The sequence below is a fragment of the Amycolatopsis sp. M39 genome, from assembly GCF_001651785.1.
In the GTDB taxonomy this organism is placed as follows: domain Bacteria; phylum Actinomycetota; class Actinomycetes; order Mycobacteriales; family Pseudonocardiaceae; genus Amycolatopsis; species Amycolatopsis rubida.
In genome coordinates, this window is record NZ_LWSF01000018.1 from 128,044 (window position 1) to 152,635 (window position 24,592).

Annotated in this window: 20 protein-coding genes, 1 pseudogene and 1 riboswitch; of the genes and pseudogenes, 10 read left to right on the forward strand and 11 right to left on the reverse strand. The window is 70.6% G+C overall.

Translation table 11 applies throughout. From position 1 onward, the window contains the following. Window positions 1–18 precede the first annotated feature (18 nt). Window positions 19–762, reverse strand: a complete 744-nt coding sequence (locus tag A4R44_RS30465) for a class II aldolase/adducin family protein (protein WP_067588398.1) — start codon at window positions 760–762, stop codon at window positions 19–21. Next, window positions 759–1,886: an LLM class flavin-dependent oxidoreductase gene (locus A4R44_RS30470; RefSeq protein ID WP_067588400.1), complete on the reverse strand. Its 1,128-nt coding sequence runs from the start codon at window positions 1,884–1,886 to the stop codon at window positions 759–761. Before A4R44_RS30470 ends, A4R44_RS30465 begins: the two co-directional genes overlap by 4 nt. 168 nt (window positions 1,887–2,054) lie before the next feature. Between A4R44_RS30470 and A4R44_RS30475 the strand changes: the two genes are divergently transcribed. The 7 genes from A4R44_RS30475 (at window position 2,055) to A4R44_RS30505 (ending at window position 8,426) form a co-directional block, all read left to right on the forward strand. Further along, on the forward strand, window positions 2,055–2,696 hold the full coding sequence (locus A4R44_RS30475; protein ID WP_067588614.1) for a 4'-phosphopantetheinyl transferase: 642 nt from the start codon (window positions 2,055–2,057) through the stop codon (window positions 2,694–2,696). A gap of 10 nt (window positions 2,697–2,706) precedes the next feature. Further along, a complete protein-coding gene (locus tag A4R44_RS30480; protein WP_157905039.1) occupies window positions 2,707–3,747 on the forward strand; it encodes a phosphotransferase family protein in 1,041 nt (346 codons plus the stop codon). Then, on the forward strand, window positions 3,741–4,718 hold the full coding sequence (locus A4R44_RS30485) for a hypothetical protein (RefSeq protein WP_067588402.1): 978 nt from the start codon (window positions 3,741–3,743) through the stop codon (window positions 4,716–4,718). Before A4R44_RS30480 ends, A4R44_RS30485 begins: the two co-directional genes overlap by 7 nt. Next, complete coding sequence (locus A4R44_RS30490; protein WP_067588405.1) at window positions 4,715–5,824, forward strand: acyl-CoA dehydrogenase family protein; 1,110 nt, start codon at window positions 4,715–4,717, stop codon at window positions 5,822–5,824. The genes A4R44_RS30485 and A4R44_RS30490 overlap by 4 nt, the downstream gene beginning before the upstream one ends. Beyond that, complete coding sequence (locus A4R44_RS30495) at window positions 5,821–6,735, forward strand: acyl-CoA dehydrogenase family protein (protein WP_067588407.1); 915 nt, start codon at window positions 5,821–5,823, stop codon at window positions 6,733–6,735. The genes A4R44_RS30490 and A4R44_RS30495 overlap by 4 nt, the downstream gene beginning before the upstream one ends. Beyond that, window positions 6,732–6,932, forward strand: a complete 201-nt coding sequence (locus tag A4R44_RS30500) for a ferredoxin (RefSeq protein WP_067588409.1) — start codon at window positions 6,732–6,734, stop codon at window positions 6,930–6,932. Before A4R44_RS30495 ends, A4R44_RS30500 begins: the two co-directional genes overlap by 4 nt. A gap of 447 nt (window positions 6,933–7,379) precedes the next feature. Beyond that, window positions 7,380–8,426, forward strand: a complete 1,047-nt coding sequence (locus A4R44_RS30505) for an LLM class flavin-dependent oxidoreductase (protein WP_067588411.1) — start codon at window positions 7,380–7,382, stop codon at window positions 8,424–8,426. On the opposite strand, the gene A4R44_RS30510 is transcribed toward A4R44_RS30505, so the two are convergent. The 8 genes from A4R44_RS30510 to A4R44_RS30545 form a co-directional block, all read right to left on the reverse strand. Further along, window positions 8,420–9,718 (reverse strand): nitrate/nitrite transporter, encoded by a 1,299-nt coding sequence (locus A4R44_RS30510; protein WP_157905040.1) that lies wholly within the window; start codon window positions 9,716–9,718, stop codon window positions 8,420–8,422. The genes A4R44_RS30505 and A4R44_RS30510 overlap by 7 nt on opposite strands. Further along, complete coding sequence (locus A4R44_RS30515; protein WP_067588413.1) at window positions 9,715–10,887, reverse strand: aromatic ring-hydroxylating dioxygenase subunit alpha; 1,173 nt, start codon at window positions 10,885–10,887, stop codon at window positions 9,715–9,717. Before A4R44_RS30515 ends, A4R44_RS30510 begins: the two co-directional genes overlap by 4 nt. Window positions 10,888–11,455: 568 nt before the next feature. After that, window positions 11,456–11,716 carry a hypothetical protein gene (locus A4R44_RS30520; protein WP_067588417.1) on the reverse strand — a complete coding sequence of 87 codons (261 nt, stop codon included), beginning with the start codon at window positions 11,714–11,716 and terminating at the stop codon, window positions 11,456–11,458. A gap of 26 nt (window positions 11,717–11,742) precedes the next feature. Then, entirely contained in the window at window positions 11,743–12,516 is a 774-nt protein-coding gene (locus A4R44_RS30525; protein WP_067588418.1) for an enoyl-CoA hydratase, read from the reverse strand. Continuing rightward, a complete protein-coding gene (mmsB, locus tag A4R44_RS30530; protein WP_067588419.1) occupies window positions 12,513–13,397 on the reverse strand; it encodes a 3-hydroxyisobutyrate dehydrogenase in 885 nt (294 codons plus the stop codon). Before mmsB ends, A4R44_RS30525 begins: the two co-directional genes overlap by 4 nt. After that, the gene (locus A4R44_RS30535) at window positions 13,397–14,431 is read right to left on the reverse strand and encodes an enoyl-CoA hydratase/isomerase family protein (protein WP_067588422.1); all 1,035 of its coding nucleotides are present in this window, start codon (window positions 14,429–14,431) and stop codon (window positions 13,397–13,399) included. The genes mmsB and A4R44_RS30535 overlap by 1 nt, the downstream gene beginning before the upstream one ends. Further along, window positions 14,428–15,567: an acyl-CoA dehydrogenase family protein gene (locus tag A4R44_RS30540; RefSeq protein WP_067588424.1), complete on the reverse strand. Its 1,140-nt coding sequence runs from the start codon at window positions 15,565–15,567 to the stop codon at window positions 14,428–14,430. The genes A4R44_RS30535 and A4R44_RS30540 overlap by 4 nt, the downstream gene beginning before the upstream one ends. 8 nt (window positions 15,568–15,575) lie before the next feature. Further along, entirely contained in the window at window positions 15,576–17,075 is a 1,500-nt protein-coding gene (locus tag A4R44_RS30545; RefSeq protein WP_067588618.1) for a CoA-acylating methylmalonate-semialdehyde dehydrogenase, read from the reverse strand. Window positions 17,076–17,248: 173 nt separating this feature from the next. Continuing rightward, a riboswitch (cobalamin riboswitch) is annotated at window positions 17,249–17,436 on the reverse strand. A 492-nt stretch (window positions 17,437–17,928) separates the two neighbouring features. On the opposite strand from A4R44_RS30545, the pseudogene A4R44_RS30550 reads away from it, so the two are divergent. After that, window positions 17,929–18,207: pseudogene (locus A4R44_RS30550) on the forward strand (integrase core domain-containing protein); the annotation flags it as partial. A 170-nt stretch (window positions 18,208–18,377) separates the two neighbouring features. Here the strand turns inward: A4R44_RS30550 and A4R44_RS30555 are convergent. Further along, window positions 18,378–22,151, reverse strand: coding sequence for a cytochrome D1 domain-containing protein (locus A4R44_RS30555; protein WP_067588429.1), 3,774 nt, complete (start codon window positions 22,149–22,151; stop codon window positions 18,378–18,380). Window positions 22,152–23,042: 891 nt separating this feature from the next. Between A4R44_RS30555 and A4R44_RS48375 the strand changes: the two genes are divergently transcribed. Then, a complete protein-coding gene (locus A4R44_RS48375; RefSeq protein WP_143132617.1) occupies window positions 23,043–23,390 on the forward strand; it encodes a hypothetical protein in 348 nt (115 codons plus the stop codon). Between the two features lie 822 nt (window positions 23,391–24,212). Continuing rightward, complete coding sequence (locus tag A4R44_RS48380; RefSeq protein ID WP_157905041.1) at window positions 24,213–24,575, forward strand: hypothetical protein; 363 nt, start codon at window positions 24,213–24,215, stop codon at window positions 24,573–24,575. Window positions 24,576–24,592: the final 17 nt, after the last annotated feature.

Sequence of the window (24,592 nt, forward strand, 5' to 3'; positions counted from 1 at the left end):
CTCCCCTCTCGGGTCAGGTCAGTCCAGGAAATCGGGTTCGGCGCGGACGAGGTCGGCGTACAGCGAGCGGAAACTCAGCCGCGCGAGCCAGGGCGCCCCGATGTCGGCTCGCGCGCTCAACGCCGCTTCGCGGCTGACGGTCGTGGGGGTTCCGGCTGCCTCGGCGAGCAACTGCACCTGGCACGCCCGGTCCATCGCGATGAACCACCACGCGGCCTCTTCGACCGAGCCCCCGACGGTGAGGAGGCCGTGGTTGCGGAGGATCACCGCTTTGCCCGCCCCGAGCGCCTCGGCGATCCGCGCGCCTTCCTCTTCGGCGAGCACGACTCCGGAATAGCCGTCGAACACCGTGTGGTCCTCGAAGAACGCACAGGCGTCCTGGCAGATCGGCAGCAGCCGGCGGCCGAGGCTGGCGAACGCCCGCCCGTGCAGGGAGTGCGTGTGCGCGGCGGCGACCGTCTCGGGCCGGGCCCGGTGGATCGCCGAGTGGATGGTGTACCCGGCCGGGTTCACCCGGCCCTCGCCCTCCACCACCGCGCCCTCTTCGTCGACCAGCAGCAGGTCGCTGACCCGCACGTGCCCGAAGTGCGTGCCGAACGGGTTGATCCAGAACCGGTCCGGACGCCGCGGGTCGCGCGCGGTCACGTGCCCGCCCACTCCCTCGGCGAGGCCGAACCGGGCGAAAAGCCGCAGCGTCGCCGCGAGGCGCTGCTTGCGGTGCAGCAATTCCTCTTCCGCGGTCCGGGTTTTCGCCGCGGTCATCGGAGCGTGCCGGCCGCGAGCGGCGGCCGCGCCGGGGCGATGTCGTCCTCGGGCGCGGCGAGCACGCCGCGGCGGCGCAGGTGCGGCATGAGGCCTTCGCCGAGCCGGTACGCCTCCTCCAGATGCGGCTGCGCGGACAGGATCAGGTGCTCGACGCCGAGCTCGTGGTACTCGGCGATGCGGTCGGCGACCTCCTCATGCGAACCGACCAGCGCCACCGCGGGCCCTTGCCTGCCGAGGCCGTAGCCGGTCCAGACATTCGGGTGCACCTCGAGCCCGTCGCGGCTGCCCCCGTGCAGCGCGGCCATCCGCCGCTGTCCTTCGGAATCGCTCGCGGCGAACCTCCGCTGGCTCCGCTCGACCAGGCCGGCGCTCATCCCGGCCACGATCCGGTCGGCCTCGGCCCACGCCTGCGCGGCGGTGTCCCGGGAGATGACGTGCATCCGGGTGCCGAACGGAAGCACCCGGCCGGCCGCCGCGGCCTCCGCCCGCACCCGGGCGACCTGCGCGGCCATCCGGTCCGGCGGTTCGCCCCAGGCGAGGTACACGTCCGCGTGCCGGATCGCGGTGCGCATCGCGGGTTCCGAACTGCCGCCGAGGAAGATCGGCGGCAGCGGGTCCGGGCGCCGGATCACCGTCGCGCCCGAAACCCGGTAGTGCTCGCCTTCGTGGTCGACCGAACCGGTCCACGCCCCGCGCAGCACGCTGAGGAATTCCCCGGCCCGCGCGTAGCGTTCGTCGTGGCCGAGGTGATCGCCGTAGCGGCGCAGTTCCTCCGGATCGCCGCCGGAGACCACGTTCAGCAGCAGCCGGCCGCCGGTCAGGCGCTGGCAGGTCGCGGCCATCTGCGCGGTCAGCGTCGGGCTCGCGGCGCCCGGCCGGAACGCGACCATGAAGCGCAGCCGCGCGGTTTCCCGGCTCAGCGCGGCGGCGACGAGCCACGGGTCCTCGCAGAACAGCCCGAACGGCACCAGCGCGCCGGTGAAGCCCGCTTGTTCGGCGGCGCGCGCCACCTGGGCGAGATAGCCGGCGTCGGGATCGCGCCGGACGTTCGCCGCGCCGTCGCGCGCGACGTCCCGGCCGTCGCCGTGTCCGGGGATGAACCAATACAGGTGCAAGGCCATGGAAAACCGTCCCGGTGAAGGAAAAAGTGCCTGCCGCGGCGGTCAGTCGACCATCGCCGGGCCGCCTCGGTCAACCCTGGTTCCCCTGCGCGGCAACGGGTTGCACGGATTGACAGCGCGCGGGCGGGCCGCTTTCACTTGGACCGCAAGCGCTGGGAGGGAGCTCCGTTGATCGAGCACGTTCTTCCCGCCGCCGCGGCCGGGGCGGAGACGACGGCCGACGTCGATCCGTCCGCTCCGGACTTCCTGGAACGCGGGGCGCTGGCGCCGCGGACGCGGCGGCCCCGGCTCACCGAGTTCGCCACCGGCCGCAGCTGTGCCAGGACGGCGCTGCGGGAACTGGGCGCGCCCGCCGGGCCGGTCGGCCGGGGACCGCACCGGGAACCGCGCTGGCCGCCCGGGATCGTCGGCAGCATCACGCACTGCCCGGGCTATCGCGCGGCCGCGGTGGCCCGCGCGTGCCGGGTGCGCGCGATCGGGATCGACGCGGAACCGCACCGCCCGCTCTCGCCCCGGATGTTCGCCCGGATCACCTCCGCGGCCGAACGGCGGGAACTGGCCGCACTGCCCTGGACCGGCGCGCACGTCGACCGGATCGTGTTCTCCGCCAAGGAAAGCGTCTACAAGGCGTGGTTCCCGATGACCGGAGCCGACCTGGGGTTCACCGACGTGCGGCTGAGCCTCGATCCGCTCCGGCGCCGCTTCGTGGTCGAACTGCCCGCGCCGTTCGCGCCCGTGCGCGGGCGCTACGCCGTCGCCTGCGGCCGGATCGTCACCGCCGTCGCCGTGCCCGCCGATGGCCTCCGCTGAGAGGCGCCGGGTGACCGGCCCGGACGACGTGACCCCGGAATGGCTCGGCGCGGTCCTGCACCGGTCCGCGCCGGGGAGCGTGCTGACCGGGATCACCCGCACCGAGCTCACCCGCGGCAGGCTCGGCCGCTGTGTCCGGTTCGGACTGTCCTGGGACGGGCCGGGCGGTCCGGCGGCGGTGGTCGGCAAATTCCCCGCGGCGGGACCGGTGAGCAGGCAGACCGGGACGATCGGCAACCAGTACGCCACCGAGGTCGGGTTCTACCGCACGCTCGGCGAACGGGTGTGCGTCGACGTTCCCCGGTGCCACGTCGCCGAGACGCACGACGACGGCGGGTTCGTGCTGGTGCTGGACTGGGTGGACGGCGCGGCCGGCGACCAGGCCGCGGGCGCGAGCCTGGCCGAGGCCGAGGCCGCGGTCGACGCGCTGGCCCGGCTGCACGCCCAGTTCACCGGGTCCGCCGAGCTGCCGCCGCCCCCGGATGCCGCCGCGCACCGGCGTGCCGCGGCGCTCTACCAGTTGCTGTGCGACCGGTTCCTGGACCGCTTCGGCGACCGGCTCAGCGCCGAAACCGCGGCGACGGTAGCCCGGTTCAAGCGTTCGGTGCGCGGCTGGACCGCGCTCTGGGAACCGCCGTTCACCTTGCTGCACGGGGATTACCGGCTCGACAACCTGCTGTTCCGGACCGTTCGCGGGCGCCGCTCGGTCACCGTGCTCGACTGGCAGACGATGTCCGCCGGCCCCGGTCCCCGGGACCTCGCCTACCTGCTCGGCGGCAGCCTCGACCCGCAGCTGCGCCGGACCCACGAATCCGCGCTGGTGGACCGGTACGTCCGCACGCTGCGCGCGCACCGGACCGCCGTGCCCGCCGGCTGGCTGCAGCGGACGCTGCGGCTGGGCACGCTGTCCGGCCTGCACATGACCGTCGTCGGCGCGATGCTGGTGGAATCCGGCACGGACGCCGACCGCATGTTCGCGGCGATGGCCGAACGGCACGCCGCGCACGCCGCCGACCACGACGCCCTGCGACTGCTGGAGCCGATGTGCTGACCGACGCCGACGAACGACTCGCGCACCAGATCCCGGAACCGCTGCCGGCGGTGGCAGGCCCGGACCGGCACTGGCGGGAGAGCTACTTCTTCGCCGCGCACCATCCGGAGCGGCTCGGCGACGCACTGGTGCTGACGATGGCGGCCAACCCGGCCCGGCGCGCGATGGACAGCTACCAGATGGGCCGGCTCGACGGGCAGCTGTTCTTCTCCCGCACGTCGCGGCCGTTCGGCGACGATCCGCACACCCCGGTCGCCGGCCCGGTTTCGGTGGAGATCGTCCGTCCTTATCAGCAGATCGTGCTGCGCGCGGGCCCCGGCGCGCGGGGGTTCGGCGGGACGGAGCTGATCTGGACCGCACGGACCCGGCCATACCTGACCCGCCGCGGCACCCTCGTCGTCGACGGCGCTCCGGTGTGGGACCAGCGCCAGGTCATGCAATCCGGCTGGTTCGACGGCGAGTACGTCAGCTCCGGCCGCACCGTCGCGGTCGAGCGGTGGTGGGGGCAGCGCGACCATTCCTGGGGCATCCGCCGCCACCCGCGCTGTCCGTTGTGGATCTGGCTGGCGGTGCAGCTGCCGGACGGAATGCTCGGCGCCTGGCTGTGGGAGCACGCCGACGGCCGCAGGCACTACCTCGACGGCTGCTGGGCCCCCGACGGGGGCGAGGAGCCGGTGCCGCTCGCGGATCTGCGGTACGACCTCGACTGGCTGGACGCAGCCGGGGAGCCGGTGCGCGGCACCGGCGCCGCACAGCGCGCGGACGGGCTCGGCGGCCGCGTCGTCTTCGTGCTCTCCGACGGCCGCTCGGTGACCGTCGACGGACGAGGGCACTGGATCGCGCCCTACGGTCGCCGAGGCGGTGGCCTGCACCAGGTTTCCGTGCACACCTCCGACGGCCGCGACGGGACCGCGGTCTACGAGGTCACCGGCTGTGCCCACCACCGTTTCTTCCCGGAGGGAGCTTCGTGAACCCGGCCGAATCCGAGTTCCGCGACGAGCTGCGACGCTGGCTCGCCGCGATGCCCGCGCCCGCGAAGCGGTCCGCCGGTTTCCCCACCCGGGAGGAGACCCGCGAGTTCAGCTCCGCGCTGCACGCGGCGGGGTTCGCCGGGGTCAGCTGGCCCGTCGAGCACGGCGGGCGCGGGCTGCCCGCGGCGTTCGACGCCGTCGTCGCCGAAGAGCTGGTGCGGGCCGGCCGGGGCGACCACGTGGGGATCATCGGGCTCGGCATGGTCGGCCCGGCCCTTCTCGCCGTCGGCACCCCCGAGCAGCGCAACCGTTTCCTGCCGCGGATCCTGACCGGGGAAACTCTGTTCTGCCAAGGATTCTCCGAACCGGAGGCGGGTTCGGACCTGGCCGCGCTGCGCACCAGCGCGACCGAACGCGCCGGAACGTTCGTGGTCGACGGGCACAAGCTCTGGTCCACCGGCGCGCCGGTCGCCGACCACTGCCTGCTGCTCGCCCGCACCGAACCGGGCTCGCGCGGGCATCGCGGGCTCAGCTGCCTGCTGGTGGACCTGCGCACCGCGGGAGTCACCGTCCGGCCGCTGCGCCAGCTGTCCGGCGAAACCCGGTTCGGCGAACTGCTGTTCGACCAAGTGCCGGTGCCCGCCGACGCGGTGCTCGGACCGGTCGGCGGCGGCTGGCGGGTCGCCATGACCACCCTCGCGCACGAACGCGGCACCTTCGGCGTCCGGCTCGCCGCCGCGCTTTCGGCCGAGTTCGAGGATTTCACGGCCATGCTGCGGCGGCGCGGCCTCGACCGCGACCCGGTGACGCGGGACCAGACCGCACAAGTGTGGACCGAGATCGCCGGGGTGCGCGCGGCCGCGCACCGGGTCGCGGGCGCGGAACCGGGCCCGGAAGCCTCGATCGTCAAGCTTCGCTGGTCGCAGGCCGAGCAGCGGCTGGCCGCGCTGGCGTTCCGAGTGCTCGGCGACGGCGATTCCGCCGATCATGTCCGGTGGCGGCACGCGCGGCTGCGCAGCCGGGGCGCCACTTTGGAAGGCGGTACCTCCGAGGTGCTGCGCGACATCCTCGCCGAGCGGGTGCTCGGCCTGCCGAGGGGACGGTGAACCGGGCCGTGAACGTGCTCGCCGCCGAACACCGCGCGCTGGTCGAAGCCGCGCGCGACCTGCTCGCCAGCGGCCCGGACTGGGCGGCTCTGGTTCGGCAGGGCTGGCTCGACGAGGACCTGAGCCCGGCCGCGCTGGCCGTGCTCGCCCAGGAGAGCGGCACCGTGCTCCTTCCCCAGCCCTGGCTGATCACCGCCGCCGTCGCGCCGCTGCGCCTGGGTCTCCCGGCCGCCCTCGCGCTCAGCGGCTCCGCTACCGGTTCGGCTCGGCTGCGCGGCCGATTCCGGGTGCGGTGGCCGGGCCCCGGCGGCGTGCTGCTGGTTCCGGGCTCCGCGCTGTTCGCGGTCCGCTGCGCCGACGCGGACGCCCGGCTCATGTCCACAATGGACCCCACAAGACCGCTGGCCGAGGTCGCCCTCGAAGACACGCCTGCCGAACGCGTCGCCGCACTCGACGTCGTGCCCGGACTGCACCGCCGCTACCGGACGCTGGCCGCCTGCGAAGCGATCGGGGTCGCGCGAGCCGCGCTGGAGCTGGCGACGGAACACGCGAAGAACCGGATCCAGTTCGGCCGCGCGATCGGCAGTTTCCAGGCGGTGTCGCACCGGCTGTCCGACGTCTACGCTGAGATCGAAACCGCGGCCGCGCTGATCCCCCGGGCGCTCCCCGCGCTCGACGGGGCGAGCGCCGGCGAACCACCGCTGACCGCCCTGCTCGCCGCCGCCTCGGCCGCGGAGCACGCGACCGAGGCGTCCGTCCAGACCCTCGGCGCGCAGGGGTTCCTCGCCGACCATCCGATCGCGGCGCTGTACCGGCGGGCCCAGTCCTTCGCTGAGCCAGGCCTGCACGCCGAACTGGCCGAGCTGATCCTGGACGAGAACAGCCGAACCCGAGGAGGAGAACCGAGATGAAGGTGGAGATCGACGAGCGCCGGTGCTGTTCAGCAGGCCAGTGCGCGGTGCTCGCCCCGGAGGTCTTCGACCAGCGCGAAGACACCGGCACCGTGGTGCTGCTGACCGCGAATCCTCCCGCAGAACACCACGACGCGGTGCGCGACGCGGCGGAATCGTGCCCGGGCATGGTCATCACGATCCACGAAGACGGCTGAGGGAAGGATCAGCAGCTGTGCGCTGAGCTTGCTGGTCAACCAGTGCGGCTCTGGCGTTGCCCGAGGGCGAGGTCGCGTTTGACGGTCTCGCCGACGTCGTCGCGGGCCATTGCGTCCCCGCCCCGCGAGGCCGCCAGCGCGGCGGCCGTCCCGCAGATTGACCGTCTTCGGATGGCTCTCCAGCACAGGTTCCAGGTGCCGACGTCCGGGCCACGCACCGGTGGCAGCCCGGCACCCGGATCGGCGCGCCCGGCAGCTTCCGGCCGCGGCTCTCGCGGCGAACACGCTCTCGTCCCAGTTCGCCGCGGCCACCGCCGGACAGCCCGCTCGGCCGCGGTGCTCGGCCGGCGATCGCGCAGGCCTGGCCGCCGGTTGCGGTCAGCGGCCCGGACCGGAAAAATCGGCGGGATCCCGCGGAATCGCTGTCGACTTGCCAGGGAGTGTCCCGTGCTGACCCTCGGAACCGGGATCTCGGTGCGGCCGGAAGCCGATCCGCTGGACGACATCCGGTGGGCGGACCGCGAACCCCGCGTCGCGGGCGCGTGGATGCTCGACCACCTGCAGGGCTGGGCGCCGCGCGGGGTGCAGGAAACGGATCCGCACCTGCTGCTGGAGCCGTTCTCCGTGCTGGCAGCGGGCGCGGCCGCGACGAGCCGGGTGCCGCTCGGCGTCGCGGTCACCGATCCCGTGCGGCGGAGCCCGGTCTCGCTCGCGCACACCGCCGCCACGACGAGCTGGCTGGGCGGCCGGAAAATGCTGCTGGGGCTCGGGGTCGGCGACCCGGGCCAGCTCCGCCCGTTCGGCCTGCACCCCGGCCGCGAACGGACCGGACGGCTCGACTACATCCGTCCGGCCCTGCGGGACCTGGCCGCGCTCCGGGACCAGGGCCGGTTGCGCCCCGAGGGGCCGGACCTGCCGCTGACCGGGATCTCCCCGTTCGAAGTGTATGTGGCCGCGCACGGTCCGCAGATGCTCCGGCTGACCGCCCGCTACGGCGACGGATGGCTGCCGACCAGCTTGCCGGTGCGGCAGTACCGGTCGAATCTCGCCGCGATCCGGGAGGCGGCAGCGGCCGCGGGCCGGGATCCGGAGGCCGTTCGTCCCTGTTTGTTCCTCTGGGCCGCGCTCGGCGGCGACGAAGCGGAAAGTGCGGAATTGCTGCGGCGCCCCGAAGTCCGGGCTGTCGCGCTGTATCGCGGCCGGTCGGCGTTCGCCGAACACGGTGCCGGCTACCCCTTGCCGCACGCGTATGTGCCGCACGAAATTCCGGCAGAACAGGCCCCGGAGGTGCTCGCGAGCATCCCCGACGCTCTGGTGCGCGAGGCGGTGCTGCACGGTTCTCCCCAGCAGGTGGCCGGGAAACTGGGCGAGTACGCCGAGGCCGGGTGCCGGCACGTGATCGTGCAGGACATCGGCCGCTTCGCGGATCCGGAGGGCACTGAGCGCTCGCGGGCGGCACTGCTGGCCGTCGCGGACGCGCTGGGAGGTCAGTGATCCGGGCCGCGCCGGAAGGTCTCCCGCACCCCGAGCGCACAGCACAGTCCGGCCGCGCTCAGCACGAGCGGGACGATGAGGGCCCACCGGTAGTCGGCGAGGACCGGATGGCTCGACGCCTCCGGTGAACCAGGACGGGCGTCGAGGATCCAGCCGAAAACCGGCTGGATCACTCCCGACGCCAAGAACGCGCCGACGTTCACGACCCCGAGCGCGGTCGCCGCGGCACTGGGCGCGGTCGACTCCTTGACCGCCGCGAACGCGGGCACCACCTGCGCTCCGGCGAGCCCCACCAGTGCGTAGAGCACGACCGCCGACCAGCCCGGCGACCACGGCAGGAAGGCGAACCCGGCCCAGCCCAGCACCGCGCTGGCCGAGCAGACCAGGATCACCGGGCGCCGCCGGCCCAGCCGATCCGAGAGCACGCCGAGCAGAACGTTGCCGCAGCCGTACACGACCAGCCCGATGGTGGTGTAGGCCGAGGCGGCCGCGTTGCTCAACCCGAAGCCGTCGCGCAGCAGGGGCACCCCCCACAGGCCGGAGAAAGCGTAGAAGGTGCCGTTGGTGCCGATCACCGCGAAGAAAACGAGCCAGACCTGCCTGCTGGCGAGCGCGGACCGCAACCGGCGCGACCCGCCCGCCGGCGCGGGCGCGGCCGGGCGGGGAAGCACGTCCGGGTACCCGGCCTCCTCCGGCGAATCCCGCACGACGACCAGGACCAGCACCGTCGTCGCCGCGGCGAGCAGTCCGACGACGAGGAATATCGACCGCCAGGTGAACGCCGTGAGCAGCAAGGCGGACGGCCCCTCCGCGAAGATGCTGCCGAGGTTGCCGACGAACATCGTGACGCCGGTGACCACACCGTAGTGGCGCTCGGGAAACCAGGTCGCGTTGCTCTTCAGCAGGCCGACGAAGATGCCGGACGTGCCGAGCCCCACCAGCAGCGGGCCGGCGGCGGCGACGCCGAACCCCGGAGCCGCGGCCAGCAGCAAGGTCCCCGCCGAGGTGACCGCCCCGCCGACCGCGACCACCATCCGGGTGCCGTACCGGTCGATCAGCAGCCCGACCGGTACCTGCATCACCGTGTAGACCCAGAAATTGCCCGCCGCGAAGAGGCCGAGCTGCGCCGCCGAGACGCCGAACGCCGCGCCGATCGGTTCGGCGAACGTGGCGGGCGCGAACCGCTGGAAGAAGCCGATGGCGAACAGGGCCAGCAGCAGCGCCGTCGATCCGGCTCGTGCCCGCCGGAACCCGCGGCGGAGCTCCGCGGGCGCGGACTCGCCCGTCCTCACCCAGGCACCCCCTGCGCGCTCGGCGTCCGGTCGCCCGCCGCGCCGAGCACCCGGTCCAGGATCCAGTTGTCCAGGCGGTGCACCACGTGTTCCTCGGGCGTGTAGCAGCCGGGGGTGCTGCCGGGCAGACCGCGCTGCTGGAATTCGGTGATCCAGTCGTCCTCGCGCACGACCTGGTCCCAGCGGCGGATGTAGCGTGCCGAAACCTCGGCGTAGTCAGGGCGGTCGAGGCTGGCGCGCGGGAAGCAGTAGCCGACGTCGACCCGGGTCCGGGTCGGCGTCTCCGGGTATTTCTGGATCCACCACATGCAGTCCGGCGCGGTGACCAGGAAAAACCCCGGAGCGAGCACGGAGAAATGGGTGCCGCGGTTCGCCGCGCCGCTGATGCCCGGCGTGGCCGGGAACCCCAGGTGCCGCTCGCCGGGGGCCAATGCCGGGGTGTGGTCGCTCTCGTGGAAAACCGTGATCCACTCGCCGCTGGTGGGCGGCGAAACGACCGGTTGCTCGCCGATCGACCCGCGGTGGATGTGCTTGGTGTGGAGGGTCTCCATGTCCACCTCGACGTAAAGCTTCCAGTTCGAGGCGAGATGGTAACTGCGCCGGTGCACGCACGCCATCTCGGCGATCCGGTAAGGTCTGGCCACCCGCTCGGCGAAATCGCCGAAATACTGGTCCACGGGCGGGGCGTTCTCGTCCAAGGTGACGAAAAGCAGTCCTTCCAATTCGGCCCAGCGCACGTCGGTGAGCGCGTGCCGCTCCGGGTCGAAGGTGCTCGACTCCTCGGTCCCCGGGGCCCGGAGCAGTTTTCCTTCGAGGCTGTACACCCAGCTGTGGTACTGGCACCGGATGCCGCCGCAGGTCCCCTGGGCTTCCTCCAGGAGAATCGAGCCGCGGTGCCGGCAACTGTTCCGGAACGCCCGGATTCCCTGGTCCGACCGGACCAGCAGCACCGGCTGGCCGAGCGTCTCGGCAGTGAGGAAACTGCCGCGCGAGGGCAGCATCGAAGCCAGCCCGACAAAATGCCAAGCGGGACGGAAAATGGCGTCGATTTCCCGGCGATGCCATTCGGGCGAGGTGTAGCACCAGTGCGGCATGGTCTGCGCTTCCGGCAGCGCACTGCGCACCCGCGCGTAGTTCTGCGCATCGAAAATATCCGGTAATTGCAACACAGTCGCTCCCCTTGGTGGCAGGGCATAATTCGACGGTTACGCCGATTCCGCCCAGAATCGCCAATGCCCTTCCCCAGCGCGCCCAACCCTAGGAGGGAGCGGAGCGCCAGGGCAAGCGGGCCGGCGGACATTCACTCGCCGCGACCAGCACCCGATGCTCGCCGTCGGCTCCGGGTCGACCTCCGAATTCCACCACTCGCTACGTTTTGAGTAGCAAAATCGGCAGCGGCACGCGGAATCAGCTGCTATTTCTCGATTTCCCTGCAACTGAGCACGCGGCGGTCGTCGGAGAGCGAATTCATCGTCGCCGGCCGCGGGTCACGAGGCGGGACGGTGCCGCGTTCCGCTGGCCGTCATTGCGCTCGCGGAAGACCTCGCCACGATGGGCGCAGTTCGCGAATAGATCCCGCGAGCCCTAGCAACACCATGTCGCAGGGTTGTGCCATGATGCTCGCTGCCCGCACTGCGGCAGTCATATCCTCTTCATTTCCGGCGGCGAATATCCGCACTGGCGTATCGGGCGCATGTCGTGCCAGAGCGGCGGCGAACGTGTCCCGATCCGCTCCGATCAGCACAGGCGTTCAGCGATCTGCGCGTCCAGCGACGCGCCTTTCACCTGACCTCCGGCGAGCCTGCTCACCCGCTCGTGAGCTTCCACCGCGACCAACGCCGCGTGCGGATTGGTTGCCTTGGAATCATCGAAGCACCACACGCCATCCGCCTCGGCGACGGCCTCCCCTCGGTGCGCCACAGGCCGGAGTGCCGCCAGGACCGCGAGCGGCAACGGCGGCGGAACTTCCGCTTCGGCGGTGACGCGAGCCTTCGCCACGTCACCGCCGAAGCGGGCGAACGCGATCAGGCGTGGTTGAACTCCGGCGACCGCTTCTCCACGAACGCCGCCATCCCCTCCTTCTGGTCGTGCGTCGCGAACAGCGCGTGGAACACCCGCCGCTCGAACAGGACGCCTTCGGCCAACGTGGACTCGAACACCCGGTTCACCGCCTCCTTGGCCGTCGTCGCGGCGACGAACGACATCGACCCGATCTTCGATGCGACCGCGACTGCCTCGGTGAGCAGGTCCGCCGCCGGAACGACCCGCGAAACCAGCCCCGCGCGCTCGGCTTCGTCGGCTTTCATCGTGCGGCCGGTGAGGATCAGGTCCATCGCCTTCGCCTTGCCGATCGCGCGGGTCAGCCGCTGCGAACCGCCCATCCCGGGGATGACGCCGAGGGTGATTTCGGGCTGGCCGAAGCGCGCGGTGTCCGCGGCCAGCAGCAGATCGCACATCATCGCGAGTTCGCAGCCGCCGCCCAGTGCGTGCCCGGCGACCGCGGCGATCAGCGGGGTGCGGACGCGGGTGAGCGCGTCCCAGCCGGCGAACCAGTCCTCGGCGTGCATTTCGCTGTACGTGCGCGGGGCCATTTCCTTGATGTCCGCGCCCGCGGCGAACGCCCGGTCCGAGCCGGTGAGCACGATCGCGCCGACGTCTTCGGAACGGTCGAGATCGGCGGCCGCTTCGGTGAGTTCGCGCATGGTTCGCAGGTTCAGCGCGTTCAGCGCCTGGGGGCGGGTGAGGGTGATCTGCGCGACGCGTGGGGCCGGACGGTCGACGGCGATGGTCTCGGTCATGCGGTTCCGTTCTCCCGGAGTGTGGTGACGATGGCGGAGAAATCGCGGCCCGGGCCGTCTTCGGCGACGAACTCGGCGTAGCGGTCGGTGGCGTGTTTGCCCAGTGCGGTGCGGACGTCGGCGGCCTCGGCGGCGGCTTGGGACAGGCGCAGGTCTTTCAGCATCAGGCCGCTGGCGAAGCCGCCTTGGTATCCGCGGTTGGCCGGGCTCGCCGGGACCGGGCCGGGCACCGGGCAGTTCGTGGTGAGCGCCCAGCATTGGCCGGACGCGGTCGAGGCGACGTCGAACAGCGCCTGGTCGGTGAGCCCCAGTGCCTGCCCGAGCGCGAACGCCTCGCTCACCGCGATCATCGAGACGCCGAGGATCATGTTGTTGCAGATCTTCGCCGCCTGCCCGGCCCCGGAATCTCCGCAGTGGACGAACTTCGCGCCCATCCGGTGCAGGTACGGTTCCGCGGCGATGAAGGCTTCGGACCGGCCGCCGACCATGAACGTCAGCGTGCCCGCCGCGGCGCCGACGACCCCGCCCGACACCGGGGCGTCGACCGCCTGGTGTCCGGCGGCGACGGCCAGTTCGGCCGCGGCCCGCGCGTCGGCGACTTCGATGGTCGAGCAGTCGAGGAACAAGGTGTCCGGCTGCGCGAGCGCCACGATGTCGCGGTACAGGTCGAGAACGTGCTTGCCGCTGGGCAGCATGGTGAGCACTACCTGCGCCTCGGCCACCGCGGCGGCTGGAGAATCCACAATGGACACTCCGGCTTCCGCCGCCGAGGCCGCCGCTTCGGGGACTGGGTCGTAGCCGAGCACCTTCTCCCCCGCTTTGACGAGGTTGGCGGCCATCGGCCCGCCCATGTTGCCCAGTCCCAGAAAAGCCACGGCCATCAGTTCCGCACCCCCGTCAGCTCGGCGTCGCCGAGATCGGCGAAATAGGAATCGACCAGTTCGCCGGTCACTTCGGCCACTGTGGACGGAGACCACCGCGGCGACCGGTCCTTGTCGATGATCTGCGCACGGATGCCCTCGACCAGCTCCGCGGAGGACAGTGCGCGGCGGGAGATCCGGTATTCCTGGGCCAGTGCGCTTTCCAGATCCGGCAGCGCGGCCGCGGTGCGCAGTGCGCGGAGGGTGACCTTGAGCGCGGTCGGCGATTTGCCTTCGATCTCCTTGGCCGCCGCGACCGCTGCTTCTCCGCCGTCGCGAAGCCGGACCAGGATTTCTTCGACGGTGTCCGGCGCGTAGCAGTGGTCGATCCACTCCCGCGCGGCGGCGAGCGGGCTCGGCGGCGGGGTTTCCGCGACCAGGTCCAGTGCCGAGTCCGGGGTGCGGGTCGCCAGGGCGTCGTAGAGGTCCGGGAGCCGGCCGGCCGGCACGTAGCGATCGGCGAGTCCGCAATGGATCGCGTCGGCGCCGGACAGCTGCGCGGTGGTGAGCGCGGCGTGGGTGCCGAGCTGGCCCGGCGCGCGGGAGAGCAGCCATGTGCCGCCGACGTCGGGGACGAACCCGATGCCGGTCTCGGGCATGGCGACGCGGGAGCGGTCGGTGACCACGCGGTGGCTGCCGTGCGCGGAAATCCCGACGCCGCCGCCCATCACCAGGCCGTCCATGATCGCCACGTACGGTTTCGGATACCGGCCGATCAGCGCGTTCAGCCGGTATTCGTCGGCCCAGAACTCCCATGAGGCGGTGCCGCCAGAGCGGGCGTCCTCGTAGATGGACCGGATGTCGCCGCCCGCGCAGAGGCCGCGTTCGCCCGCGCCCTCGGCCACGACCGCCCGCACGCCCGGGTCGGCGCGCCACTTTTCCAGGTGCTCGGCGATGTCCCGGACCATGCCGTGGGTCAGCGCGTTGAGGGCCTTCGGCCGGTTCAGGGTGATCCGCCCGAGTCCGCTGTGGACGAGGAACTCGACGTCGCTCATGCCGCCTCCTGCAACATCCGGCGGGAGATGATGACCCGCATGATTTCGTTGGTGCCTTCGAGGATCTGATGCACGCGCAGGTCGCGGACGATCTTCTCCACGCCGTATTCGGCGAGGTAGCCGTATCCGCCGTGCAGTTGCAGCGCGTCGTTGGCGATCTCGAAGCCGGTGTCGGTGCAGAACCGCTTCGCCATCGCGGACAACGACGTCGCGTCCGGATCGCCGCGGTCGTACGCGTCCGCCGCGCGCCACAGCAGGGTGCGCGCGGCCTCCAAGCCGGTGCGCATGTCGGCGAGCCGGAACCGCAACGCCTGGGCATCCGACAGTGGACCGCCGAATGCGGTGCGTTCGGTCAGGTGGCGCACCGTCTTGGTCAACGCGGTGTCCGCGCCGCCGAGCGAGCAGGCTGCGATGTTGAGCCGTCCGCCGTCCAAAGCGGACATCGCTACCCGGAAGCCGCCGCCTTCGTCGCCGAGCAGCGCCGTCGCGGGCACCCGGACGCCGTCGAGGACGACCTGCCGGGTCGGCTGTGCGTTCCAGCCCATCTTGACTTCGTTGGCACCGAAGGAAAGCCCTGGTGTGTCCCGCTCCACGATGAACGCCGAGATCCCGCCCGCGCCGGGTCCGCCGGTGCGGGCCAGCACCACGTACACCTCGGAAGCGCCCGCGCCGGAGATGAACTGCTTCACGCCGTCCAGCACGTACTCGTCGCCGTCGCGCCGGGCCCGGGCGGACAGTGCCGCCGCGTCCGAACCTGCTCCCGGTTCGGTCAGGCAGTAGCTGCCCAGAGATTCCATAGTGGACATCCGCGGCAGGTAACGGCCGCGCTGCCGGTGGTCGCCGAAGCGGTCGATCATCGCGGCGACCATGTTGTGGATGGACACGTATCCCGCGATCGACGGGCATCCGGTGGCCAGCGCCTCGAAGACCAGGACACCGTCCAGCCTGCCCAGCGCGGAGCCGCCGACGTCCTCGGGCAAGTACAATCCGCCGAGGCCGAGTTCGGCCGCTTTCCGCAGCACGTCGACCGGGAAATGCTTGTCCCGGTCCCATTCCAGTGCGTGCGGCGCGAGGTGTTCGGCGGCGAATTCGGCCGCCGTGTCGCGCAGCGCGCGCTGCTCGTCGGTGAGATGCACGGCGCGCCTCAGTCCATCGTCGGGATGACGAAGCTCGCGTTTTCCTTGGTCCCGGAGGGCCAGCGCGAGGTGACGGTCTTGGTTTTGGTGTAGAACCGCACCGCATCCGGGCCGTGCTGGTTCAGGTCGCCGAAACCGGACCGCTTCCAGCCGCCGAAGGTGTGATAGGCGATCGGCACCGGGATCGGCACGTTCACCCCGACCATGCCGGTGTCGACCCGCGCGGTGAAGTCGCGGGCGGTGTCGCCGTCGCGGGTGAAGATCGCGACGCCGTTGCCGTATTCGTGCTCGCTCGGCAGCCGCAGCGCCTCCTCGTAGCCGGCCGCGCGCACCACCGCCAGCACCGGGCCGAAGATCTCCTCGCGGTAGATCCGCATGTCCGGCGTGACTTTGTCGAACAGGCAGCCGCCGAGGAAGAACCCGTTCTCGTGCCCCTCGACCACGACGTCCCGGCCGTCCACCACCAGTTCCGCGCCCTCGGCGACGCCGAGGTCCACGTAGTCCCGCACCCGCTGCACCGCGGCCGAGCTGACCAATGGGCCGAAATCGGCGGTCTCGTCCAGCGCGGCGCCGACCTTGAGCGTCTTCACCCGGGCGGCCAGCCGCTCCACCAGCGCGTCCGCGGTCGCTTCGCCGACCGGCACCGCGACCGAAATCGCCATGCAGCGCTCCCCCGCCGAGCCGTACCCGGCGCCGACGAGCGCCTCCACGACCTTGTCGAGATCGGCGTCCGGCATCACGATCAGGTGGTTCTTCGCGCCGCCGAAGCACTGCGCGCGTTTGCCGTGGTCCGCGGCCTGCGAATACACGTATTGCGCGATGTCCGACGAGCCCACGAAGCCGACGGCCTCGACGCGCGGATCGGTGAGCAGCGCGTCGACCGCTTCCTTGTCGCCGTTGACCACCTGGAACACACCCGGCGGCAGGCCTGCTTCGAGAAACAGTTCAGCCAGCCGCAACGGCACCGAGGGGTCGCGCTCGGACGGCTTGAGCACGAACGCGTTGCCGCACGCCAGCGCCGGCCCGGCCTTCCACAGCGGGATCATCGCCGGGAAGTTGAACGGTGTGATCCCGGCGACGACGCCGAGCGGCTGGCGCATCGAGTACACGTCGATGCCGGTGCCGGCGCTGTCGCTGAACTCGCCCTTGAGCAGGTGCGGAATGCCGATCGCGAACTCCACGACCTCCAGGCCGCGCTGGATGTCGCCGCGCGCGTCGGGGACGGTTTTGCCGTGCTCGGACGACAGCAGCCGGGCCAGGCTGTCCTCCTCCGCGCGGACCAGGTCGACAAACCGCATCAGCACGCGAGCGCGGCGCTGCGGATTCCATCGCGCCCATTCGCGCTGCGCTTCGGCGGCGACGCCGACCGCGGCGGCGACCTCGGCCGCCGAGGCGAGCGGGACCCGCGCCTGCACGGCGCCGGAGCTGGGGTCGTAGACGTCGGCGAACCGTCCGGACGTGCCGGGAACCGGTTTGCCGCCGACGAAGTGCGTGAGTTCAGCAGTCACAGCGAAGCCTTTCGGAAAGAGCGCAGGAGAGAGCCGCCGCACGGCGACCGCGCGGCGCGACAAGCACCGGATCCCGCCGCGGCGGGACGACGGCGCGGACCTACCGCGGCGGCGGGTCGGCGTCTTTCACGCAGGCAGGGGCGAGCCACATGCGTTCTGCTCCATCCTCGTGGACGAACACGGACGTCCACGGCCGGTATCCTGGCTCCCGGATCTGCCCCGTCCCGGCCTTCCCGGCTCTCGCCAGTGGCCTTTTCCCGCGTGGGACGGCACTCCCCGGTCACAGTGGCGGGACCGCGCCGGTTTCGCACCGGCTTCCCTGCACCGTGGACCTGTGGACACCATAAAGTAGGAAGTCCGAGTATGTCGAGAGTGGCGCACCCCTCATCCGGGTGGCGGATCCTTCGCTGCGCCGCCCGCGCGCTCGCCCCAGCTGTCCGTGAGGGGAACCCTGAGGGAATCAGATTCCGTCCGAGGGTGTTTCGAAACCCGCGTGGTCAGTCGCTGAATCCGTGTGTTGTGCGGAAGCTTGCACAACCGCCCAGCGAACGGCGCGCCACGCCGATATCACAGTCAACGCCCGACCACGCCACCGGGTTTCGAAACACCCTCTCACGGAACCACCGCGTCCCCAACGGCATCGACACGCCACACGCGACCGCAGCGTCCGCACTGGACAGCCCCTGCGCAATCAACCGCCAGAAACGCTGCCGTTCATCACGCCGATTGATCGGCGGCCGACCCGGAGACCGCAACGGCGGCCGACCGGCCGCAATCGCCGCTCGCGCTTGTCCTTGCGCCACAACACACTCCCAATTTCCACAATGGAGTATTGCGACGACCAGTTGAATCCGCCCAATACGCCTCGACGGAATTCCGCGCCACGCTGGCCGCCCACGAGATCCGGCCCTCGATGGGCAGGACCGGGTCCTGCTACGACAACGCCGCCGCCGAATCCTTCTTCGCCACCCTCAAAACCGAAACCGGCGCCCGCTCCTGGACCACCCGCCAGCAAGCCAGGCACGCCGTTTTCGCCTACTACAACCACCACCGCCTGCACTCCACCCTCGACTACCGAACACCCCACGAAACCCGTCTCAGCTATCGTCACCACCACGCCCACGCGAAATGAAACCCAGTGACCGACCCCCCGGGGAACCTCACCCCGTCCAGCCGCCTCCGCGCAGCGCGCCTGCCGGTGACAGACCCGGTCCGGGCTTGCGTCGGCACTGTGCGGCCTCCGCGATCTTCTTGATCCACCGCTCGTTCGGCTGGGTGGCTAGCGTCTGCTGCCCGAACGGCTCAGTTCCGCCCGCGTTCCCGATGCGCCGAGCAGATCGCGGGTGTTGTGCCCGTGCCGGGAAAGTCCCGCTCGATGTTGTCGCAGAGTTGCCGGATCGCGTCGTCGACGTCGGTGTTCCACAGGATGACGGTGTTGTCTTCGCTGCTGCTGGCGAGCACGCCGGTCCCGTTCCAGTAGATCCCGGTGATCTTTCCGGCGTGGCCGGTGAGAGTCGCCCAGCGGGTCCCGGTGGCGGCATCCCAGAGGGTCACGGCGTCGTTGTTGCCGAATGTGGCGATGTAGCGGCGGTCCGGGCTGAAGTACGGCACACTCGCTGCCGTGCCGGGAGTGGAAAACTCGGCCCTCTTCGCGAAGGTCGCAGTGTCCCAGATGAGGAGCTTTCCCGAGACGGTGAGCATGTTGTCGTTGGAAACCAGCAGCGATCCGTCGCGGCTGAACCTGTACCCCGGCCACGCCTCGCCAGGGTTATCGACGACCTTCAGTTTCTTGATCAGGCTGTAGCCATCGGCGCTCAGGATGTTGATCGTCGTGCCTTCGCTGGTAAAGGCGAACATGCGCCCGTCCGGGCTGTAGCGCGTATTCGCCGCGTCGATCCCTTCGGCGACGTTGCGCACGTACCGCCGTGCGCCGAGGTCGTATAGCCAGACGCCGCCATTCAGCATCGCCACGGCCAAGGTGCGGGAGTCCCGGCTGAAGTCGAACGACTTGGCGTACATCAAGTCTGAGGTGCGAGGCACCTCGACAAGGGCCGAGCCGGTTCTCGCGTCGAGAACGGTGATGCGACCGTTGTCGTTGAACGCGACGACTTTCTCGTCCGGGCTGAGAACCGCGAGACCGCTGACGATGTCGCGCCTGGGGACTGTTGCGATCACTCGGCCTTGCCGTGTGCCGGTGTCCCAAATGACGGTGGGCGAACCGCTGCCTCCCGCGAGTACAGTCCTGCCGGATTCGCTGACCTGCAACGAGGTCGTAACCGGAGGAACCCCGAGAAGCGGGAGATGCGTGCGGTCCCACAGCGCGACGCCGTTGCCGACGATGCCGGCGATGGTTTTCCCGTCGGAACTGACCGCCGCCGACCCGGTCAGTGAGACGTTCTTGGCGAGCGTTGCCAGGAGTGTCCGGCGGCCGAGGTCCCAGACGTCGACTGTGCCGCGAACGTTGACGGTGATTAGCTGTGCATTGGCGCGATCGACCACGACACTGTTCTGAGGGACCGAGTCGCCGGCCAGCTCCGCGACCTGCCGCCGGGTCGTGACGTCCCAGAGCCGGATCGCCGCTGACGCGCGGTTGACGGTTACGAGAGTGTGCCCGTCGGATGTGAAGTCTGCGGAGCTCGTCCACGCGCTCGGCGCCGGCAGTGGATCCGCGCGGGTGGCTGTATGCAGGTCCCAGAGCGCGAGCGCGCCGGTGGCGTCTGTAAAAGCGAGCAGGGCACCGTCTGGGCTGAATGCCACGGCAGGGTTGCCGGCGAGGTCCGGCCCGTCGTGTTGTGCGGCGAGAGTGACGGGGGTGCCTCGTCCGCCGGTATCCCACAGCTTCACCTGGTTGCGTCGATCCGCAGAAGCCAGCAGCCGCCCGTCCGGACTGAAGCGGAGCACGGCGACGGCCGTGTCGGGCTCGGTAACGGTGAACGAGGCCGCGATCGTGCGGGAGGCCAGGTGCCAGATGTGAATATGGCCGTCGACCGTCCCGGCTGCCAGCCGCTGGCTGTCCGGACTGAACATGACCGCGGAGACCCGGTCGAACGGGGCGCCGAACACCGCCACGCGGCGCCGGCCGGGAACATCCCACAGCGTGAGCCTGAGATCGCCCCCGGGCGCGGCCAGCCACCGCCCGTCCGGGCTCAGCGCGACCCCGACTCTGGCTTTGGACGACGAGGGCAGCAGCGCATGGTAGGCACGATGGGACGCGAGGCTGAGAATCGCGCTGCGGGCTTCGACGGTCGGCTCGGCGTGGTAGGCGTCGAGGCTCTTCCGGATCGCCGCGGCCGGGTCCAGTCCGGCTTGGGTCCGTGCTTCGGCGGCGAGCTGCCGTGAGGTCGCGGTGCGTTCCTGGGCGAGCGCGTGTTCGCGCTGGCGCACGGCCACGACCGCGACCGCGAGCGCGGCGACCAGCAGCACGGCCAAGCTGGCGGCGAGCCAGCGCAACTGCCGGGTGCGCCGCCGGTGCCGAGCCTGCTCGCGCTTTTCGGCAGCCCGGCTCGCATCAAGGAATTCCCGCTCTAGCGCGGTGAGCCGGACATCCCCGCCGCCGGCCCAGTCGGAGGCGGCGGTCAGGCGGAGACCCCGGTAGAGCGTGCCGGGGTCGCGGTCGAGGCCTGTCCAGTCGCTCGCGTCGCCGGAGAGGCGGCGGTGCAGCCGTAGTCCGTCGCGGTTTTCGTCGAGCCATCCGCGCAGCCGGGGCCAGCCGCGGATGAGAGCTTCGTGGGCGATCTCGACGGTGTCGTGGCCGAGCACGATCAGCCGCGCCGCACTGAGCTTGTCGAGCACGGTCTCGAGATCGCGGTCGGGCAGGTCGAGTTCGCTGCGGCGCAGCCTGCGTTTGGTGTCCTCGGTGCCTTCGCCCAGAGCGGTGAGCCGGATGAACAGCTCCCGCGCCGCACGCTGCTGTGCCGGGCCGAGATCGGTGAACACGGTCTCGGCGGTCTGCGCCAGCGCGTGCGCGATCCCGCCCGCCGCCTGATAACCGCTCAAACTCAGCACCGTGCCGCGGCGACGCCGCCACGTCTGCAACATGGCGTGCGACACCAAAGGCAGCGCCCCGGGCTCGCCCAGCGCGTCAGCGGTCACCTCGGCCAGCAGCGCGCTCTCCACGCTGAGCCCGGCGGCAGCAGCAGGCCCGGCGATCGCGGCGCGCAGCTGCTCGGAGGTCATCGGCCCGACCACGACCTGGGCACCGTTCATCGCCTGCGCCAATTCGGGATGAGCGCAGCAATGCGCGTAGAAGTCCGCGCGCAACCCCACCACGACACGGGCGCGGCTGGTCTCGGCGGTCGCGGCAGTGATCAGCGCAGCGACGAATGCCGTCCGCTCGGTGCTGTTTTGGCACACGGTGAACAGTTCCTCGAACTGGTCCACCGCCACCAGCAGATCACCATCAGCCTCGCGGGCCGCCAACAGCTGTCGTACGGCGTGGTGCAGCCCGGCAGGATCGCCGACGATGTCCCGGCGCAACGCCGTCGCCGACCCGCCGGACACCGCGGCCAGCGCGACCGCGATCTCCTCCACCGGGGACCGTCCCGGCGTCACGGCAATGACCGGCTCGCGGGCACCATCCGCCCGCGCGATCAAGCCCGCCTGCAACAGGGACGACTTCCCCGCCCCCGAGGCACCGACCACAGTGACGAACCGGCGGTCCGCGACCGCCGCACGGAGCTGAGCGGACAACTCGTCCCGCCCGTGAAACCGTGCCGCGTCACCGGGCCGGTAGGCACGCAGTCCCAGGTACGGAGCCGCGCTGTCGTCGTCCGAGCGTTCACGAGAGATCGGGGGTGACTGGCACTCCGCCGCGAGCCGGGACGCGGTCTCGTGCCAGCGTCGCTCCCACTCTGCTTTGTCCGCGCCGCATGCCTCCGCGAACGCCACCGTCACCGCGAGACTCGGCAGCTTCTTCCCGCCGACCGCCTCGGCCAGGGTGCTGGACGAGTAGTGCGCACGCTTCGCCAGCGCCCGGTACGTCGGCGTCCCCGCCGCGGTACGGACATCGCGCAGCGCCCGCGCGAACCCGGTCAGCACCGTGCCGTCCGCCGGCAACGGCTGTTCAGCACGCGGCATCGCGTCCCCTCCCCGTCACTGAGGATCGCAGAACGGTGGCCGGCCGCGCATCGGCTGTCCGGCGGACAACCCGCACGGAGCAATCCGGCCGACCGCCAACCCCCTGCACCCGAGCCTGTTCTAGCCGAGCAGCGGTTCTCCGGTCGCCGCGCTGCCGACCAGCGCTTATGCGTCATTTCCTTCTGCGGTCGCTGCCTGGCTGGACCACGACGCGTTTGTCCGGGCCTGTTGTCCGGTGCGACGCGGAGCGACACAGGACAACAGCGGTGAGCTAAACCTGGAACCCGGCCGCCGACGTTGCCGAGCAAACCAGGTTCCGCGCAGCGGCCTATCCCGAATCACGCCCGGACAGTTACCGAGGGGAGACCACCACCTCCGTGCCGTCGAAGACACTGCGCTGTCGCGCCGCCGCCTAGATCGCCGACGGGACAGCCATGGCCTGGCTCGACCTTGCAGCGGCACCGACTGCCGCGTCCGCCGCCCAGCCCGATCGAGCGGCAGCGCAAGCAGGGAAGACCAATTTCGGCCCGCGATGACATTGAGACATAAAGAAAGGTTTCAGTCGACATGGCAAAACCCTCCATAGAAGCGCGGCGTCGGTTCTTGTCGCGTCGAACTCCCACTGGACGTGCGACATCTCCTTGCTCCCCTTGACCACAAGATCGGCAACCGGGCCGTCAGCCTCAGCGGCCCACATGACCACAACGCCCGCAGATCCGCCTTCCGGCGTGGCACGGTACGGCAAAGGATGAGAGCGGGACAGCGAGCGACGTCCTCCGACATTTCCCAGTCGAAGCCGCGCGAGGCGTTCCCGGCGCAGAAAGGGCAGCCCTGTCGCCGGAACCCGGACAGCACACGAAGGCCTCGCCGACCAGCCAACCAGGAGAAATCATGCATCACCTGCGAATAGCCCTGACCGTGTCCACTGCCGCCCTCGCACTGAGCGGAGCGAGTGCCGCAGCAAGCACCTCGCCTGGGAACGCCGACCCTGCCCATAATTTCTCCGCACACGCCGCTGCCACAACCACTCCCCCGGCCAACGAGCAGATCGGGGCCTGGTGGGGTCCGATCCGGACCTACTCCTACTGCCTCACCGAGTCCAACGACGCAGTGCGGTTCGGGCAGCATGTCTTGGCGACCTGCGCCTGGTACGCGGTCGACCCGTCAGGCAAGCACCGGGGAGACGGCTACTACTACGGGACACTCGAAGGGGACGGCCCGGCATCTCGGCGCGGGTGAACCAACTGGTGGCCGTCGTGGCTCTCGGGTGACCGATAGCGACCGGACTCCTGCTTGGCCAGCCGGCCGCGGCAAACGGATTCGCGGACATCAAGGGGAAGAGGAGAGGCTACGCCGCGATCCATGCATTCACATTCTGGGGCTGGACCGTCGACAACGTGTGGATGGACTGGTCCAGAGACGGCGGACGCGCCTGGATACAGTGCGGCCCCTTCGGCACCCCGAAGAAAAGGCTGTCGATCACCTCGGCCGCAATGGTCACGTCCAGGGACCCGAGCTGGGTGTTCCGGCCAGGAGCGAGGTACGACGGGCGGATGTATCTCAGCAACTGACACTGGCCACCAGCGATGCGCCCGGCGGAGACGCTGCTCCTCAAGCTGTTTCCAGCTCGGCCCCGCTTCGCCAGATACCGCGACAACCGCTTGTCCAGCCTCGAGCCGCAAAGGAACTCGCCGTGACATTTCCCAGAGTGCCACAGTATCGGCATTCGCGCGCACAGGAGCGGCGGTGCCCAGGCAACCCTTTCAACAGAGCCCGCCGGCGCGACCCGCCCTCCGCAGTATGACGACGCTGTCAGATCGGGGCTCTGGCACGGTGCCTGCGGTCACCGCTACGCCGACCCTCGGCTGACCGCCGTGCCTGACACGCTCATCGCGAACTGAGCCGCGGGTGCCCGGCTAGAACGGGGATCACGCTGTAAGCCCCAGAGGGCTCGAACATGATTGTTCCGGTCTTCCGACAATCACCCGAACGATGAATTCAGGGGCGCACCGAATCGTCCGCGTTCACGCGAAGCCTATTCAACAGCGAAAGGAAATAAGCATGAAGTTGCGTATAGTATCAGCCGTCGCCGCCGCGTTGGCGACTCTCTCGCTGGCCGCACCCACCGCGAACGCAGCCCAATCAGAAAGTTCGGCGTTCGCCAAGATCTATCTGACTATGATTGTTTCCCAGTGGACACACTGGTCACCGGATTCCAAGGCGTCCTCGCATGCGGGCACGTTGCGAGCAGGAAAAAGCTACTTCCACTGCCGCACAAAAGGCGAACTTTTCCACGACAATGCCCGAGAGAGCGATTGGTGGTTGCGAACCGACGATGACACCGGCCATCGCAACGTGTACGTGAGCGATGTATTCCTTGACGAGGAAAGCTGGAGCAGGGATAGCAGCTTACCGTGGTGCTGATCTGATGCAAAGACCGA